The organism is Stenotrophomonas sp. CFBP 13718 (assembly GCF_014842145.1).
Lineage (GTDB): Bacteria > Pseudomonadota > Gammaproteobacteria > Xanthomonadales > Xanthomonadaceae > Stenotrophomonas.
Window position 1 is genome coordinate 84,175 of the sequence record NZ_JACYVC010000007.1, and the last position, 17,036, is coordinate 101,210.

At 65.6% G+C, this 17,036-nt stretch carries 13 protein-coding genes; 3 read left to right on the plus strand and 10 right to left on the minus strand.

What is annotated here, in order from left to right; genetic code table 11:
- Positions 1-620: 620 nt before the first annotated feature.
- Positions 621-1,391 carry a peptidoglycan editing factor PgeF gene (gene pgeF, locus IFT58_RS12440; RefSeq protein WP_192095267.1) on the minus strand — a complete coding sequence of 257 codons (771 nt, stop codon included), beginning with the start codon at positions 1,389-1,391 and terminating at the stop codon, positions 621-623.
- Positions 1,388-2,377, minus strand: coding sequence for a 23S rRNA pseudouridine(1911/1915/1917) synthase RluD (gene rluD / locus IFT58_RS12445; protein WP_188324766.1), 990 nt, complete (start codon positions 2,375-2,377; stop codon positions 1,388-1,390). Before rluD ends, pgeF begins: the two co-directional genes overlap by 4 nt.
- A 114-nt stretch (positions 2,378-2,491) precedes the next feature.
- Between rluD and IFT58_RS12450 the strand changes: the two genes are divergently transcribed.
- Positions 2,492-3,376, plus strand: a complete 885-nt coding sequence (locus IFT58_RS12450) for an outer membrane protein assembly factor BamD (protein ID WP_192080997.1) — start codon at positions 2,492-2,494, stop codon at positions 3,374-3,376.
- A 579-nt stretch (positions 3,377-3,955) separates the two neighbouring features.
- Here the strand turns inward: IFT58_RS12450 and IFT58_RS12455 are convergent.
- The 6 genes from IFT58_RS12455 to sucC form a co-directional block, all read right to left on the minus strand.
- Positions 3,956-5,068, minus strand: coding sequence for a hypothetical protein (locus IFT58_RS12455; protein WP_192095268.1), 1,113 nt, complete (start codon positions 5,066-5,068; stop codon positions 3,956-3,958).
- A 56-nt stretch (positions 5,069-5,124) separates the two neighbouring features.
- Positions 5,125-5,976, minus strand: a complete 852-nt coding sequence (locus IFT58_RS12460; protein WP_192095269.1) for a hypothetical protein — start codon at positions 5,974-5,976, stop codon at positions 5,125-5,127.
- Positions 5,977-6,057: 81 nt separating this feature from the next.
- Positions 6,058-7,020 (minus strand): hypothetical protein, encoded by a 963-nt coding sequence (locus IFT58_RS12465; RefSeq protein WP_192095270.1) that lies wholly within the window; start codon positions 7,018-7,020, stop codon positions 6,058-6,060.
- Between the two features lie 107 nt (positions 7,021-7,127).
- The gene (locus IFT58_RS12470) at positions 7,128-8,762 is read right to left on the minus strand and encodes an NAD+ synthase (protein WP_192095272.1); all 1,635 of its coding nucleotides are present in this window, start codon (positions 8,760-8,762) and stop codon (positions 7,128-7,130) included.
- 251 nt (positions 8,763-9,013) lie between these two features.
- Positions 9,014-9,889 (minus strand): succinate--CoA ligase subunit alpha, encoded by an 876-nt coding sequence (gene sucD / locus IFT58_RS12475; protein WP_188324773.1) that lies wholly within the window; start codon positions 9,887-9,889, stop codon positions 9,014-9,016.
- Between the two features lie 21 nt (positions 9,890-9,910).
- Positions 9,911-11,080: an ADP-forming succinate--CoA ligase subunit beta gene (gene sucC, locus IFT58_RS12480; RefSeq protein WP_057506903.1), complete on the minus strand. Its 1,170-nt coding sequence runs from the start codon at positions 11,078-11,080 to the stop codon at positions 9,911-9,913.
- A 295-nt stretch (positions 11,081-11,375) separates the two neighbouring features.
- On the opposite strand from sucC, the gene IFT58_RS12485 reads away from it, so the two are divergent.
- Both IFT58_RS12485 and IFT58_RS12490 read left to right on the plus strand, forming a co-directional pair.
- Positions 11,376-12,992: an ATP-binding protein gene (locus IFT58_RS12485; RefSeq protein ID WP_192081061.1), complete on the plus strand. Its 1,617-nt coding sequence runs from the start codon at positions 11,376-11,378 to the stop codon at positions 12,990-12,992.
- A gap of 60 nt (positions 12,993-13,052) precedes the next feature.
- The gene (locus IFT58_RS12490; RefSeq protein WP_188324774.1) at positions 13,053-14,432 is read left to right on the plus strand and encodes a sigma-54 dependent transcriptional regulator; all 1,380 of its coding nucleotides are present in this window, start codon (positions 13,053-13,055) and stop codon (positions 14,430-14,432) included.
- A 52-nt stretch (positions 14,433-14,484) separates the two neighbouring features.
- On the opposite strand, the gene IFT58_RS12495 is transcribed toward IFT58_RS12490, so the two are convergent.
- Together IFT58_RS12495 and IFT58_RS12500 are read right to left on the minus strand one after the other, a co-directional pair.
- A complete protein-coding gene (locus IFT58_RS12495; protein ID WP_192095274.1) occupies positions 14,485-16,113 on the minus strand; it encodes an FAD-binding protein in 1,629 nt (542 codons plus the stop codon).
- A gap of 391 nt (positions 16,114-16,504) precedes the next feature.
- Positions 16,505-16,945 (minus strand): cupin domain-containing protein, encoded by a 441-nt coding sequence (locus IFT58_RS12500; protein ID WP_249405101.1) that lies wholly within the window; start codon positions 16,943-16,945, stop codon positions 16,505-16,507.
- Positions 16,946-17,036 lie beyond the last annotated feature (91 nt).

Consider the following 17,036-nt stretch of genomic DNA (forward strand, 5'->3'; position numbering starts at 1 on the left):
GCGCCGACCCATGGTCGGCGAGCGCAGCGGGCCGTGGCCGGACACACGCCGCCGAGCACGGCGCGGCGCTACCAGAGCGTCCGCCACCGGTAGCGCCGACCCACGGTCGGCGAGCGCAGCGGGCCGTTGCCGGACACACGCCGCCGAGCACGGCTCGGCGCTACCAGAGCATCGGACAACGGTAGCGCCGACCCCTGGTCGGCGAGCGCAGCGGGCCGTGGCCGGACACATTCCGCCGAGCACGGCGCGGCGCTACCAGAGCATCCGACATCGGTAGCGGCGACCCACGGTGGGCGAGCGCAGCAGGCCGTTGCCGGACACACGCCGCCGAGCACGGCTCGGCGCTACCAGGGCGTCCGCCACCGGTAGCGCCGACCCATGGTCGGCGAGCGCAGCGGGACGTGGCCGGACACATTCCGCCGAGCACGGCTCGGCGCTACCAGAGCATCCAACATCGGTAGCGCCGATCCATGGTCGGCGAGCGCAGCGGGCCGTGGCCGGACACATTCCGCCGAGCACGGCTCGGCGCTACCAGAGCATCGGACATCGGTAGCGCCGACCCATGGTCGGCGGGCGCAGCGGGCCGTGGGCGGACACACGCCGCCGAGCACGGCTCGGCGCTACGCCATCCACACCAGCGTGGCCATACGCCCGGTACGGCGGTCTCGCCGGTGCGAGAAAAATCCCGGATCTGCGATCGTTGACAGCGTGCCACCGTGGACATCGGCTGCGTTCATGCCAGCCGCCTGCAGCCGCTGCCGCGCAAGTGCGTACAGGTCGACCTTCCAATGCCCCGCCCGCGTCGCCGCGAAGGCAGCGCCCGCCGCGGCATCGTGCCCGACGAACGCCCGGTAGACGTCCTCGCCGATTTCATACTCCGCCGGGCCCGCTGCCGGACCCAGCCATGCCACCAGATCGGCCGGTGCCGTCTCCATCGCCGCGACCGTCTGCTCCAACATCCCGTCAGCCAGCCCCCGCCACCCTGCGTGGGCAGCGCCCACCTCCCTGCCATCGCGCGCAGCCAGTACCAGCGGCAGGCAGTCGGCGGTCAGGATGGCCAGCACGACACCGGGGACCGATGTCACCGCGGCATCGGCGACCGGTTCGCCGCCACCCTCCGCAGGCGCTGCATCAAAGCGCAGCACCGTCGTGCCATGGACCTGCCGCAGCCAGTGCGGCGTGGAAGGCAGCCCAAGCCCCTCCTGCAACAGGCGACGATTGGACTCCACGCTGGCGGGAATGTCGCCGTCAGCGGTGTGTCGATTGCCCAGATTCAACTGGTCGAACGGAGGCTGCGACACCCCCGCTCCGTACCGCCGCGTAGTCAACGCGTGCACGCCGGCCGGGGCTGGCCAATCCGGCGTCAGCAGCGGCAGCGCACCCGCACTCACCAGCGGTTCCGCTCGCGTTCGGCGAAGGCCTTGCTGTCGTCGTGCAGGGCTTTCATCAGCTGCAGCATGTCCGCCGGCGCGGGGGCGGTGTTTCGCACCGGCTCCCCGGTGATCGGGTGGTTGAATTCCAGTGTCTCGGCATGCAGTGCCTGCCGCTTGAATCCGCGCAGCGCAGCGACGAGCTCGTCACTGGCGCCCTTCGGCAGCTTCAACGCACCGCCGTACAACTGGTCACCGACGATCGCGTGGCGCAGATGCGCCATATGCACGCGGATCTGGTGGGTACGGCCCGTCTCCAGACGACATTCCAGCGCGGTGTGCGCGCGGAACCGCTCGCGCAGGCGGTAGTGGGTGATCGCTTCCTTGCCGTCTTCGCGCACGCCCATTTTCAGGCGGTCACGGGGATGGCGATCGATCGGCGCGTCGGCCGTGCCACCGGCCACCAGCGCCCCCACCACGACGGCCAGGTACTGGCGGTGCACCTGGCGCTCGGACAACTGCTCCACGAGGGCGGTCTGCGCCTGGATGGTGCGGGCGATGACCATCACGCCACTGGTGTCTTTATCCAGGCGATGCACGATGCCAGCGCGCGGCAGCGCCGACACCGACGCATCGCGGTACAGCAGTGCGTTGACCAGCGTGCCGCTGGAATTGCCGGCACCCGGGTGTACCACCAGGCCCACCGGCTTGTTGATCACCAGCAGGTGCTCATCCTCGAACAGCACATCCAGCGGGATGTCTTCCGGCTCGGCGTGGGTCTGGGTTTCCAGCACAGCATTCAGGGTGGCGACCTCACCGCCACGGACCGGGTCGCGTCCGCGCACGGTGACCCCGTCCAGCAGCACATCGCCGGATTTGATCCATTCGGTCAGCTTGGAGCGGGAGTATTCCGGAAACAGCTCGGCCAGCACCGCATCGAAGCGGCGGCCTGCAGCGGTATCGGGGACGGTGGCCTGGCGGGCCTGTTCAGCAGAGGAATCGGACATGGCGGCAACTTTTCAAGACGAAATCGGGGATCCCGGCGACCTGTTTCAGTCGCTGGACAGGACACTAGGCTATCATCGACCCTTCGTATTCCAGCCGCGTCCCGCCTTGACACCATGATCCGACGCTCTTCCCCGTTCTTCGCGCCCGTCCGCCTGACCGCCCTGCTGCTGGTCCTGGTGATCGCCGCCACCGGCTGCAACCGCGGCACCAAGGGCGATAACCCTGATGATGGCCTGCCGGTCGAGACGTTGTACCAGAAGGGCCACGGCCTGATGGAAGGCGGCAACTGGAGCGGCGCCGAGGCCAGCTTCCGCCGCCTGGTGGCCCAGTATCCGTACGGTCCCTATACCGAGCAGGCGATGATCGAAACCGCCTACGCCCAGTACAAGGCCGGCAAGAACGATGACGCGGTGTCCAGCGTCGATCGCTTCATCCGGACCTACCCGACCCACCGCAACGTGTCGTATCTGTACTACCTGCGTGGCTTGGCCAACAGTAATCGCGATACGGTTTTCCTCCGCCGCGTATGGTCGCTCGATGCAAGCCGCCGCGATCTGTCCACGCCGCGTCAGGCTTTTGCGGACTTCAACATCGTCGTTGACCGCTATCCGAACAGCCGCTACGCCGCGGATGCGCGCAAGCGCATGATCGACCTGCGCGACGTATTCGCCCAGCACGAGCTGGACAATGCGCTGTACTACCTGCGTCGCGAGGCGTGGCTGTCGGCCGCAGGCCGTGCCACCTATCTGCTGGAGACCTATCCGCAGAGTGCCTACCAGTACGACGCGGTGGCGGTGCTGGCAGATGCCTACACCCACGCAGGCAACAAGGTCCTGGCCGACGACGCCCGTCGCGTTCTGGAGCTGAACGCTCCGGATCATCCGTGGCTGAAGAACGAGTGGCCGAACTACCCGTGGATGGTCCGCAAGCTCAACCCGTTCGCGGGTGAGAAGTCGGCCACCACCGGCCAGCGCAATGCGACGATGAACCGCAAGTAGGTCGCAACGGTATACCGGTCAGACAAACGCCCCGCTTTCGCGGGGCGTTTTTTTTGCAGGTCAGTGCGGAACTCTCAGCCGAGGCCGTGCTTCCGATTCAGAAAGTGCGCCAGTTCCTGCAGCATGCGCGTGACCTGCTTGTCGGAAAGGTCCGCATTACGCTCCCCCTGAGCCCCCAGACAGTGTGCGACGACAAACGATCTCTCGTGCGAACCCGCACCGAGTTCGCTGATGCACGCTGCGAGTGCGGGCTGCAGTGACGTGTACAAGACGGCAGGATCGGCACCGACGGCGTCCGCGTGCAGGGCCTGTACGCCGCCCTCTGCCCTGCTCCCACGCATCAGCACTGTGACGACGATGGTCCACTACGTCGCCGCATTGTGCAGCAGGCGACCCGGCGCCAGCACATCCAATGCGCCCATCACCGTCCTACCCAGCGGCGCTGCCGCGTTGCTTACCCCGCGCAGCGCCGCGCCGAACTGCAGTAACGCAGGTGATCGCGCATCATCGGGCACCCGCCGTACGACGCAAGCGCCCGGACAGGTTGTCGAGAGGACCATCCCTGCACCTCGCGAGTGCTCACGATGCGCTCCCTGCTCCGGCGGCATGGCGCTCATTGAGCCGTTGTGCGAGCTCGGCCAGCACGAACCTCAGCTGGCCCTTGGTGATGGGCACTACGCTGTCCACCGGGTACCGTTGATCCAACGCGTTTTCAACAGCCCCGAGCGCGGAGTCATCCAAACGCTGCGGCTGCAGCTGATAGGCCTGCGCAGCCAGCCGATGAACCACTGAGCGCAGCTGCAGACCGGCTTGGCTGCAAGCACCACGCAACGCCTCTCGATGGTCAGACTGCTCCACCAGCGCGTAAAGGTCCTGGTCGGTGCAGGGCCGCCTCATCTGCGTGAACGACTCACCCAGCCGCTCCCTCAGCGCGTGGCGAAGCCCGCCCAGCGCCTTGTGGTAGACGGGATCTGCAGCAGCTTTTGGATGCAGTTCGTTGAAGAGTTCCTCGGCACCTTCATCCTGTCCCGCCTCTTCATCGCCCGCCACAGCCGGCTGCAGGGTCTGTACCGTGCGGTCGACCACGTCCAGGCACGCGCTATCACCGGATTGGCCGCACACCTCCATCGCCTCGGCAACAAGGCAGTGTGCCATGACATGGCTATGGCGCCCGGCCTTGCCCGTTTCCACTGCATCACCGAGATATTTCATGCACCCCTGCAAGCCGCGCAGCACGTTCTGATCAAACATCGTCTCCAGCGCGGTTGGGCGCGAGCCGCTGCCATGCTCCTGCTCCACTGCAAATGCGGGATCTTCGTCGAGGTGAAGGAACTCGGCATCCGCGCCCCCCCAGCCACTGCTTCGCAGTGAATCAATACGGTCCCATTGCGGATGTCCGGCGATATCCGGACTGAAGGGAGGGGCGATGTGCCTGGAGCCGCGCGCCTGTGCATTGGCTACGGCGGACAGAACGAAGCCAATCGTGAGCCATGGCGCAGCGTTATGCAGCACGCGCCGGGGTGTCATCAGATCACACACCCCCTGCAGTGCCCTTCCCACCCCGGCGGCGACGTTGCCGACCCAAGCTGGCACGAGTCGCTGCTGCCCACGGAACGGTGTTGATCCATGATCACGCCCTCCCCGCGCCATGGTGCAGGGGGCGGCAAGCACGGGAGCTGCTGGAATTTCCATGTCGATGTCCTTCTCTCAAGTGATGATGAATCCGCCTCAGCGTCCTGCCGCTGTCGTCAGTGCCGGTTCAACCAAGCGGCCAACAAGCCGGTGACGTGATCGCGCTGAAGGTCACTGATCGCCCTTCCATCAGCCTGCGGCAGCGAAAGGTTGAGCCACTCGTCCAGTTCCGGACCCAGCGCGCTGGCGTAATGTTCAGGGCGAGCGTCGACCAGGTCATGGCCGATGCGCTGCAACAGAGGATGCAGGGCTGCCCCTGCAGCACGCAGCGCCCAGTCGAAACGCTCCATGGCACGGCTGCCGATCGGCTCGACCCTGTCAAGCTGTCGCACGCGCGCCAACAGATCACCACCCGCCATACCCGGCGGCACGGCAGCTGGATCGGATTCGATCAGATCGAAATAGGCCGATTCCAGCCTCTGCAGAATCTGCTGATACTCACCGGTAGTTCGGGCGTTGTGCTGGATCACGTCCTGCAGGTCGGGCAACGTAAGAGCCACCGCGGCGGGGCGGGGGCCCGGCGCATGGCGGTGTACCCGCTGCTCCAGCGCGCGCTTGGCGTGTCGGCCAAGAGCGCGCAGGCACGACGGATCGTCTCCCGCTTTACAGGCCGCTACGGCCTGCTCCTGCAGACACAACGCCTCGGCACGGGAATCGGGTAGCGCGTACGCCTGGCGCCGTTGCAGGCAGCCATGCAGCTGCCTGTCATCATCCCGCAACGGTAGGGCAATCGGGCCAGACCTGTCGCCGGCATTGGCCGGCACCTGCCAGTGACGACCCTCATTGCAGATGTCGGAAAGGGTGAGCCCCATCAACGGGCGCGTGTGCTGGTCGCCCTCCGCTGAACGGCGCCCCTGCACTGCAGCTCCCAGGCCCAGCGCAAATACAATACTTTCGTAAATCCTCATCTGCGCCACCTCCTTTGTCTGCGTCGATTTCCCGTCGGTAGCGCGGCTGACAGGCGTAACACCGGGCGCCTTGCCAGGGCATCAACTGCCGGGATGCCCTGGGTCGCGGTCATTGAGCCAGAAGGCAAGTTCCTGCAATACCTGCGTCGCCTGCTCACGCGTCAATTTCGCCTGCCCCGCCTGCGGGTACCGGACAGCGACGTCCTGCAGGAAATCCGCATGCCATTGTTTGTCCACCAGCTCGGGACGCTGGATGAAGACCCGCCCTCCTGCCTCAGCCAGAGCGCGCCCCAGTTGCACAGCCGGCGCTATGGCCGCCTTCCAGAAGCGCCGGCCCTGCAGCGGATCGCCGATGAGTAGCTGCACCTCGTCGGCGGAATAGCGAACGGCGGTATCGGTCAGATCACGTCGGGTCTGCTTGCTCAGCGCCGTGTACAGTGCTGACATCGAGGTGCCGTATTCGTCCGAGTCCTGAAAACGCTGCCGTGTTTCCTCTTCTGCCTTCTGCAATGCGTGGGGCGCTGTGAGCTGTTCATCACGGACGAGCTCGTTGCTTCTCGACTCAATGTCAGCCTGAAGGTTATCGGCTGCTCTTTTTACTGCCTGCTGCCTGCCCCTCTCCAGCGTTCTTTCCGCTACATCCACGCAGCCGAGATCCGCCCCCCCCGCGCAGGTACGCAGCGTAGACTCCATCTGGCATTGGGCTACACGGCGTTCAGCGGGAAGCTGACCGGCACCGGTCCGCCCCAGGCAAGCGCGCAGTTCAGGAACATCGAGATCAAAAAGGTAATTGGCCTCGGTCTGATAACGACCGCCATGGCGGAGCGGGCTGGCCGCTGCGTTGTAAATTCGCGACAACAGCAGTGCGCCAGTGACCACGTGCTTGAGCCCATGCAACACGCGGTTGGGCGCCACTTGGTTCAACACGGTGATTACCGCATCGCCGATGCGGCGTAACGCTTTGGCAGCACCGATGGCCGCATCGGTGCTGCGCTCGGCAAGGGAGAACGAGGGCGGCGGGAGGGAGCAGTTAGAGAGGCGCATCCGTTCGGTAGAGACGAGGGAAGGTCTCGTGAACGTTAATCAACGTCGCAGCCCGCCACTGCCATTTCCCGCGCACGCGCGCACCGATGCACGCTGGCCGACAGCGCTCAGCCCGTATAGCCGTTGGTGATCGGGTAACGCCGCTCGCGCCCGAACGCGCGTCGCGACACCTTCGGTCCCGGCGCGGCCTGATGACGCTTCCACTCGCTGATGCGCACCAACCGCAGCACCCGGTCCACGACCTCGGTGGCGTAGCCGGCCGCAATGATTTCTTCGCGTGACTGTTCCTGGTCCACGAACCGGTACAGGATGCCATCGAGCACGTCGTACGCCGGCAACGAGTCCTGATCGGTCTGGTTGTCGCGCAGCTCGGCCGATGGCGGCCGGCTGATCACCGCAGGCGGAATGACCGGCGCGCCCCCCACGGTGTTGCGCCACTTCGCCAAGCCGAACACTTCTGTCTTGTACAGGTCTTTCAACGGCGCGTAGCCACCGCACATGTCGCCGTAGATGGTCGCGTAGCCCACGGCATACTCGCTCTTGTTTCCCGTGGTGAGCAGCAGCCCGCCGAACTTGTTCGCCAGCGCCATCAGGATCACCCCCCGGCTGCGGCTCTGCAGGTTCTCTTCGGTGATGTCGGGCGTGGTGCCTTCGAACATCGGCGCCAACGCCTCCATCAGGCCCTTGAACGCCGGCTCGATCGACACCTGCTCCAGCTTCACTCCCAGCGTCTCGCATTGCTCGGCGGCCAGGTCATTGGATAGCCCTGCGGTGTAGCGCGATGGCAGCCGAACGGCGGTGACATTCTCTGCCCCCAGTGCATCCACGGCCATCGCCAGTACCAGCGCCGAATCAATGCCGCCGGAAAGGCCCAACCAGACTTTCTGGAAGCCGTTCTTGGCGCAGTAATCCTGCAACCCACGGGTCACCGCGCGCCAAGCCAGCGCGTCCATGCTTTCATCGCCGTCGTCCATCCACAGCAGCGGCAGGAACCGGCGCTGCTCGCTCTCGTATTCCACGACCAGCCACTGCTCGGTGAACGCAGCGGCCGCCGGGTGGACTGTGCCATCGGCATCGGCCACCACCGATGCGCCGTCGAACACCAGCGCATCCTGGCCGCCGACCACGTTGAGGTAGGCGATCGCCGCACCGCTTTCCCGCGTGCGCGCCGCCAGCACAGCATCGCGCTGCGCGTGCTTGCCGCGCTCGTAAGGTGAGGCATTGGGCACCACCACCAGCTGCGCCCCACTGCGCACGGTATCGGCCAGCGGTTCGGCGAACCACAGGTCTTCGCAGATCAGCACGCCCACCGGCACGCCGTTGACCTCGAATACGCAGCTGGGGCCGTCCGGATCGATGTCGAAATAGCGGCGCTCGTCGAACACGGCGTAGTTGGGCAGCTCGCGCTTGCGGTACGTTTTTTCCACGATGCCATCGCGGAGCACGCTGGCGGCGTTGTACACCACCGGCCCGGCCGGCTGCGGCCAACCCACTACCGCAGTAATGCCCTTGCACGATGCCGCGATGCGTTCCATCGCCTGCTCACAGTGGCGCAGGAAGCCGGGGCGCAGCAACAGGTCTTCCGGTGGATAGCCACTGATGGCCAGTTCCGGGAACACCACCAGGTCGGCACCGTGGTCGTCGCGCGCCTGCTCGATCATTTCGATGATGCGATCGGTGTTGGCGGCGACCGCGCCGACCGGAAAATCAAACTGCGCCATCGCGATGCGGATCGAAGCCATGAAGATTCCAGCCTGTGGTTGCTATGCCGCCATTGTAGCGCCGAGCCATGGCGGGCGATCCTGCTGCAACCTTGCGGACGCCCTCCGCCGAGCATGGCTCGGCGCTACCTGCCGTGCTGGCGTGCTGCCGTCCTGCCGGAGCGCTGCGCCCATACGCAGAAAGCCGCCCGAAGGCGGCTTTCTGTTTTCGCTGGCAGTCGCCGAGCGGGGCCCGGCGCTACCGATCATGCCGGCCGGGGCCGACAGCGATCTTACTTGACCAGCTTGGCGATGGCCGCGCCCAGATCGCCCGGCGAACGGACCGTGACCACGCCCGCCGCTTCCATCGCCGCGAACTTGCCTTCCGCCGTGCCCTTGCCGCCCGATGCGATCGCACCGGCATGGCCCATGCGCTTGCCGGCCGGTGCCGACGCGCCGGCGATGAAGCCGACGACCGGCTTCTTCACGAACTGCTTGATGTACTCAGCGCCCGCTTCTTCGGCGTCGCCGCCGATTTCGCCGACCATGATGATGCCCAGGGTCTGCGGATCTTCGTTGAACAGCTTGAGGCAGTCGACGAAGTTCAGGCCGTTGATCGGGTCACCGCCGATGCCGATGCAGGTGGACTGGCCCAGGCCGACTTCCGTGGTCTGCTTGACCGCTTCATAGGTCAGGGTGCCCGAACGGGACACGATGCCGATCTTGCCCGGCATGTGGATGTGGCCCGGCATGATGCCGATCTTGCACTCGCCGGGGGTGATGACACCCGGGCAGTTCGGACCGACCAGCACGGTGTCCGGATGGGCACGGGTCAGCACGTTCTTGACGCGCAGCATGTCCAGCACCGGAATGCCTTCGGTGATGCACACGATGACCTTGATGCCGGCCGCAGCCGCTTCCAGGATCGCGTCAGCCGCATACGGCGGCGGCACGTAGATCACCGACGCATCGGCGCCGGTGTTCTGCACGGCATCGGCCACGGTGTTGAACACCGGCAGGTCGATGTGGGTGGTGCCACCCTTGCCCGGGGTCACGCCGCCGACGACCTGGGTGCCGTACTCGATCATCTGGGTCGCGTGGAAGGTGCCCTGCTGGCCGGTAAAGCCCTGCACGATCACCTTGGTGTTCTTGTTGATCAAAACTGACATTGGATTTCCTTCGGTGTCGAATCAGGCGGCGTTCTTGACAGCTTCAACGACCTTCTTGGCGCCGTCGTTGATGTTGTCAGCCGGGATGATGGCCATGCCGCTGTCACGCAGCAGCTGCTTGCCTTCTTCCACGTTGGTGCCTTCCAGACGCACCACGACCGGGACCTTGACGCCCACTTCCTTGACTGCCGCGATGATGCCCTCGGCGATCATGTCGCAGCGGACGATCCCGCCGAAGATGTTGACGAAGATGCCTTCGACCTTGTCCGAGGACAGGATCAGCTTGAACGCTTCGATGACGCGCTGCTTGTTCGCACCGCCGCCCACGTCCAGGAAGTTCGCCGGCTCGCCGCCGTTGAGCTTGATGACGTCCATGGTGGCCATCGCCAGGCCTGCGCCGTTGACCATGCAGCCGATGTTGCCGTCCATGGTGACGTAGTTGATGTCCAGCTCCGAAGCGGTCACTTCGGTTTCGTCTTCCTGCGTCTTGTCGCGCATGGCGACCAGGGCCTTCTGACGGAACGCGGCGTTGTCGTCGCTGTCGAACTTGCCGTCCAGCGCGTACAGGTTGCCGTCGTCCAGGATGGCCAGCGGGTTGATTTCAACCAGCGCCAGATCCTTTTCGTTGAACAGCTTGTACAGGTTCACCATGATGCTGGCGAACTGGCCGGCCTGCTTGGCGGTGAGGCCGAGCTTGAAGCCGAAATCACGGCCGTGGTAACCCTGCACGCCCTCGACGAAGTCGACGTTGAGCGAATGGATCAGCTCAGGCGTTTCGGCAGCGACCTGCTCGATTTCCACGCCGCCTTCCGAAGAAGCGATGTAGGTGATGGTCTTGGTGCCACGGTCGACCAGCACCGAGAGGTACAGCTCCTTGACGATCTCACCGGCGGTGGTCACCAGAACCAGGTTGACCGGCAGCTCGACGCCTGCGGTCTGGTAGGTGGCCATCTTGGTGCCGAGCATCTTGGCCGCAGCGGCCTTCACGTCGTCGGTGGTCTTGCAGAACTTGACGCCGCCAGCCTTGCCTCGGCCGCCAGCGTGGATCTGCGCCTTGACCATCCAGGGGCCCTGACCCAGCGAGGTCGCTGCTGCGACTGCTTCGTCCGGGGTAGCCGCGACCTTGCCGGCCGGGACGGGAATGCCGTACTCGGCAAGCAGCTGTTTTGACTGGTATTCGTGGAAATTCATGCGTCACCGTGGGAATAGGAACGACCGCACGCATCTCCAAGGCTCCCTCGCAGGAGCACCGGCACGAACAGCGGCGGGCCCGCTATTGTGGCTGACCCCGGCGCGTGGCGCAAAGACGGCGACGCAAAATCCAGCATGCGACCGTTTTCTGCTGCGATTTCAGGCATTTGTGGTGGTCCCCCGCGCTGTGCCCGTGGACCCGCCCAGTGCCTGCGCGCACGCTGACCCACCCGAACGGCACGGAGGGACGACAACCGTGCCTATACTGCGCGGCAGCCAGAAGGGGAGTTTTGGCGTGGCACCCACCGCCTCATTGATCGACCGCATCGAGTCCATCCCTCGGCGCGAACTGTATTTCTTCGCCTTGTATCGCCTGCTGATCGCCACGGCGATCGCTGGCCTGATGTTCAGCCCGATGGCCGGGTTGTTGGGCGAGGCGCACCACCCGACGCTGGCCGCTTACGTGTCCGGCGGCTACTGGCTGCTGTCCGTGCTGATGCTGCTGCTCGGCCGCAGCGAGCGCTGGCTGCGGCCCATCGTGCTCGCCGGCGTGACCCTGGACATCCTCGCCGCCTCGTTGCTGGCCCATGCCTTGCCGGGTGCCAGCGCCGGCATCTCGATGTCACTGCTGTTCAACATCGCCGCCGCCGCCACCATGCTGCCGTTGTCGCTCGGGCTTTCCCTGGCGTTGGGTGCGAGCGTGGCCACCGTGGCCGAATACCTGTGGAAGCTGCTGGAGGGCGGCGCCCCCACCCGCACGCTGGCCGAGCTGGCCATGTTCACGACCAGCTACCTGGCGCTGGCCTTCATCAGCTCGGAGGTCGCCCACCGTGCACGGCGCAACCAACAGTTGGCCAACCAGCGCGGTGACGAGGTCGCCGACCTGTTCCAGATCAACGAGCTGATCATCCGCCGCATGCGCACCGGCGTACTGGTGGTGGACGGGCAGAACCGCATCACGCTGGCCAATGAGGCGGCGTCGACCCTGCTGGGCGACAGCGGCGGCGACAGTGACGGTGGCCGAGCGGGCTTGGGCCGTGCGGCGCCTGAGCTGTCACGCCGCCTGCAGCGCTGGCGCAATGGCTGGAACCAGGAAGAGGCGCCGCTGCAGCTGTCACCGGACCAGCCGGAGGTACAGCCACGCTTCGCCCGCCTGCGCAGCGGCAGCGACCTGACCCTGATCTTCCTGGACGACACCAGCGTGGTATCGCGGCGGGCCGAATCCCTCACGCTGTCTGCGATGGGGCGCTTCTCGGCCAGCCTTGCCCATGAAATCCGCAACCCACTGGCCGCCATCAACTACGCCGTGCAGCTGCTGGAAGAAGAAGACGGCAACTTCAGCGAAAGCGACCGCCGGCTGCTGCAGATCATCCACCAGCAGTGCCAGCGCACCAATGGCATCGTGGAGAGCGTGCTGGGACTGGCCCGCCGCGAACGCGCCAATCCGGAAAACGTGGACCTGGCGGCCTTCGTGCGCCGCTTCGTACTGGAGTACAAGCAGGGCCTGTCGCTGGAAACCGACAGCGTGGAATCGATCATTTCCGACACCTCCGTCGCGGCCCAGGTGGACCCGCGCCACCTGCACCAGATCCTGACCGCCCTGGTCCACAATGCGCTGAAGTACGGCCGGATCGGCGAGCAGCCCGCCCGTATCCGGCTGCGCGTGGCGCGCCAGGAAAGCGGCCCGGTGGTGGATGTGATGGACCGCGGCCCCGGCATTCCCGATGCGGTGGCGGCACAGCTGTTCAACCCGTTCTTCACCACGTCCGAGCATGGCACCGGCCTGGGCCTGTACATCGCGCGCGAACTCTGCCGCGCCAACCAGGCGCGCCTGGAGTACGTCCCGGTGCCTGCGGGCGGGGCCTGCTTCCGGGTGATCCTGCCCGCGCCGCACGCATTGGTCAGGCCATGATCGCGCCGCACACGCGTCAATGATTTGTCGCTATCGTCCCCCTCGGCTATCTTTCTCCACATGAACGAAACCCGTAGCGCACTTGTCGTCGATGACGAACGCGACATCCGTGAACTGCTGGTGTTGACGCTGGGCCGCATGGGCCTGCGCATCAACACCGCGGCCAACTTGGCAGAGGCCCGCGAGTTGCTGGCCAGCAATCCGTATGACCTGTGCATCACCGACATGCGCTTGCCCGATGGCAATGGGATCGAGCTGGTGACCGAGATCGCACAGCATTACCCGCGCACGCCGGTGGCGATGATCACCGCGTTCGGCAGCATGGACCTGGCCGTGGAAGCGCTGAAGGCCGGTGCTTTTGATTTCGTCAGCAAGCCTGTCGACATTTCCGTGCTGCGCGGGCTGGTCAAGCATGCGCTGGAACTCAACAACGCCGAACGCCCACGTGCGGTGACTCCGGGCGAGCAGAGCAGCCGCCTGCTCGGTCGTTCGCAGCCGATGGAGACCCTGCGCGCTACGCTGGGCAAAGTGGCCCGCAGCCAGGCGCCGGTGTACATCCTTGGAGAATCCGGCGTCGGCAAGGAGCTGGTCGCGCGCACCATCCACGAACAAGGCGCGCGCGCCGCAGGACCGTTCATTCCGGTGAACTGCGGCGCCATTCCATCGGAGCTGATGGAAAGCGAGTTCTTCGGCCACAAGAAAGGCAGTTTCACCGGCGCGCATGCCGACAAGCCGGGGCTGTTCCAGGCCGCGCACGGCGGCACGCTGTTCCTCGACGAAGTGGCCGAGCTGCCGCTGCAGATGCAGGTCAAGCTGCTGCGCGCGATCCAGGAAAAGTCGGTGCGCCCTGTCGGCGCATCGGCGGAAATCCCGGTCGACGTGCGCATCCTGTCGGCCACGCATAAAGACCTGGCCCACCTGGTGGATGAAGGCCGCTTCCGCCACGATCTGTATTACCGCATCAACGTGATCGAGCTGCGCGTGCCGCCGCTGCGCGAGCGCCACGAAGACCTGACCGAGCTGGCTGCCTCGATCCTGGCTCGGCTGGCGCGTAATCACGGCTGCGCCATTCCCCTGCTTGCGCCGTCCGCTCTGGATGCCTTGGCGCATTACAGCTTTCCCGGCAATGTGCGCGAGCTGGAGAACATCCTGGAACGTGCGCTGGCGCTCGCCGAGAGCGACAGCATCGGTGCCGCCGACCTGCGCCTGCCCCAGGCGGCCACGCGCGCGCCCGGTGCCGCTGCCGGGCCGGTGGTGGAGGCGGTGGTCGACCTGCCGGCCGGCAACGCCGCCCTGCCCTCTTACATCGAACAGATGGAACGCACCGCCATCCAGCGCGCACTGGAGGAGAACCGCTGGAACAAGACGCGCACGGCCGCCCAGCTGGGCATCACCTTCCGTGCGCTGCGCTACAAGCTGAAAAAGCTCGGCATGGAATGAGGGCAGTGACGACTTCTGGTCGTCCGTGTTCCGGGATGACGGCCAGCGTTGGTCACTTCCCAGGCAGAGGCAGGGGAATGGAAAGGGCGTGGCGGAAGATGTTGGTCGGGTCGACCTTTGCCTTGAGTGAGACGAGCTTCTCGATCAGTTCGGTATTCCACCCGTAATAGAGGTTCAGCCAGTCCTCGTCCTCCTGCCCAGCGTCGTCATACCGCATGTCGATGTCGGGGTAGTTGATGTAACAGCCATCAAACGCGGGGCGGGATGGTTTTCCCTGATGGACCGCAGCGTAGATCGTCCGCATCCATCCAAGGTGCGCCGCATCATCAGCGCAGTCCCCCCAATAAGACTGGAACTGGGTTTTCAGCAGCGATGCGCGTTGCGCAACAGCCGTCGCGCCGATGCCGTTGCGGTTGATCGCTCCCCCGTAGGAATCGATCTGCACCAGCGTCTGCCGGAACCGACGTTCGCTCGTCGCGGTCGTCAGATGCGTCCACAGCGCATCGCACATCGCGGGCGAGAACTGCGCGTTCTGGTACACCGATTTGTACTTGCCACGGTGGTTGGCGCCCGAACCATTCACGGTCTGGGTCAGGTAGATCCAATCCATGGCATCGTCGGCCTCCAGTTGCATCACGTCGCGGTGATGCGGGCCGCTCCGCGCCAAAGGCGGAATGTTCGGCATGATGAATTCCGCGCACCGCGTTGCGGGGATGCCCGCTGCCGCGTTCATCGTGCTGATGAAATCCAGCAGCGGGGCATCATTCTCCCCGCCCACGCCCCCCTGCGGGCCGGTGAACTGGATGCCCAGCACGACGTTGTCCGAGGCGTCGATGTGGTTGAGTTTCAGCACCGTGAACAGCCCGCCGTTGCCACGCCCCTGGATGGGATTCGTCGCATCCGCATCATGCGCTTCGAACCACGTCCAGTACGCCTGCAGGAAGCCAGTGAAGCGCCCCTTCAACGACGACCATGGATAGACCAAGGGCAACCAGTACGCCTTGCGGGGAGCCTTCGGCAGGTCGTCGAAGTAGTACGCGATGATGATGCCGAAGTTGCCACCGCCGGCACCGCAGCAGGCCGTGAAAAGATCACGCTGAATGTCAGACCGACTGTCTGCACGCACGTGCCAAGGCACCAGCGCTGTGCCCTGCGCGTTCGGCACGAGCACATCCACCCCTGTCACCCAATCCACGGTCAACCCGTGCAGGCGTGACAACATGCCATAGCCACCGCCACTGATATGCCCCCCCACGCCAACGGAATAACACGAACCGCCCGGGAGGGTCCGCCCTGCCTGCTTGAACAGGGAAACGTAGCCGTCCCAGTTCTGGTTGCCGGTAAGGATCTTGAAGCGGTAACGGTCCGCACCCTCGTTCCAGGGGGAGGTGACCTGTTGCTCCTCGTCGTACTGCATCCCCTTCATTTCACCCAGGTCGATGATGGACAGGGACTCGCCTGCCAGCTTGTTCGCCACCAGGCCTTCATAGCAATGCCCGCCGCTGCGCACGGTGATGCGATGCCCTGCCGCGAGCGCGGCGTTGGCTGCTGCGAGTACCTCCTCCGGCGTGGTGCATATGCGGATATCGTCTGCCCCCTCCGCCAGGCTGGGTGGCCATCGAAGATTGAACCCCTTCTGCAAGGCTTCGTGGCGGGCATCGAGGCGGGTGATGACGTTCATCTCTGCGACTCCTTCGTAACCGCTTCACCAACGTGGCTCGGCTGGATCGAAGATGATCCCCATGAGCGTCCGCGTCGATGCGGCAGAGACCCCGGCGTGCAGCGCACTGCAGACGCTTGACGCAGTGTCCGGCGTGGTCGCCGACAGAGACGTGCCCAAGAGGCGTTCCATCAGGCCCGTCCAGCGCGCCGGAGGCGGGGATGCCCTCCTGTGTGCAAAGGCTACGCGTTGATTCATCCGACAACGATCGCGCCATGACGCACCCTCTTCGACGGGCTTCCTCGCGCCCGCTGCGACACGCTGCGGTCACACCGCACCCGGCAACGCGCGCCACGCTCGGCGAGCGCAGCGGCCGTCAACGACAGTCCAGCGGCAAGCGGCTGTCGGTGCCTTACTCGTCGCGATACTGCCCGTCGGTCACCTGCTCGAGCCACGTTACAGGACTGCCATCGAGCGACTCTGCGATGGCGATGTGGCTCATCGCTGCATCAGCGCGAGCGCCATGCCAGTGCTTCACGCCCGGCGGGATCCACACCGTGTCGCCCGGACGCAGGGGTTGCCGGGGCTTGCCCCACTCCTGCACCCAACCCGTACCGGTGGTGACGATCAGCGTCTGCCCCAGCGGATGGGTATGCCAGGCCGTACGCGCACCGGGCTCGAAGGTCACCGTCGCCCCGCCAACGCGCGCAGGCTCGCTGCCTTGGAACGGCGCATCGATCCGAACGGTGCCCGTGAAGTAGTCTGCGGGGCCGGCCGCAGATGCCTTGCTGCCGGCGGGGTTGACCGCGATGGATGCGCCTTCCGGCGTGCCAGCGGTCGTGGCCATGGCCATCGCAGCGGTCAGTAGCAGGGACATCGTGTATTCCTTGGAAACGGTTGGAAACGCCAGCCTACGCCTCGCTGGGGCCGCCATTGCAGCAGCC

What these genes read in the sequence shown, in the direction of transcription:
- sucC (WP_057506903.1), bottom strand. Translation starts at nt 11,080, where the DNA reads ATGAATTTCCACGAATACCAGTCAAAACAGCTGCTTGCCGAGTACGGC.
- IFT58_RS12450 (WP_192080997.1), top strand. Translation starts at nt 2,492, where the DNA reads ATGATCCGACGCTCTTCCCCGTTCTTCGCGCCCGTCCGCCTGACCGCC.
- IFT58_RS12470 (WP_192095272.1), bottom strand. Translation starts at nt 8,762, where the DNA reads ATGGCTTCGATCCGCATCGCGATGGCGCAGTTTGATTTTCCGGTCGGC.
- IFT58_RS12500 (WP_249405101.1), bottom strand. Translation starts at nt 16,945, where the DNA reads ATGGCCATGGCCACGACCGCTGGCACGCCGGAAGGCGCATCCATCGCG.
- IFT58_RS12455 (WP_192095268.1), bottom strand. Translation starts at nt 5,068, where the DNA reads ATGGAAATTCCAGCAGCTCCCGTGCTTGCCGCCCCCTGCACCATGGCG.
- IFT58_RS12490 (WP_188324774.1), top strand. Translation starts at nt 13,053, where the DNA reads ATGAACGAAACCCGTAGCGCACTTGTCGTCGATGACGAACGCGACATC.
- IFT58_RS12495 (WP_192095274.1), bottom strand. Translation starts at nt 16,113, where the DNA reads ATGAACGTCATCACCCGCCTCGATGCCCGCCACGAAGCCTTGCAGAAG.
- IFT58_RS12460 (WP_192095269.1), bottom strand. Translation starts at nt 5,976, where the DNA reads ATGAGGATTTACGAAAGTATTGTATTTGCGCTGGGCCTGGGAGCTGCA.
- rluD (WP_188324766.1), bottom strand. Translation starts at nt 2,377, where the DNA reads ATGTCCGATTCCTCTGCTGAACAGGCCCGCCAGGCCACCGTCCCCGAT.
- IFT58_RS12465 (WP_192095270.1), bottom strand. Translation starts at nt 7,020, where the DNA reads ATGCGCCTCTCTAACTGCTCCCTCCCGCCGCCCTCGTTCTCCCTTGCC.
- sucD (WP_188324773.1), bottom strand. Translation starts at nt 9,889, where the DNA reads ATGTCAGTTTTGATCAACAAGAACACCAAGGTGATCGTGCAGGGCTTT.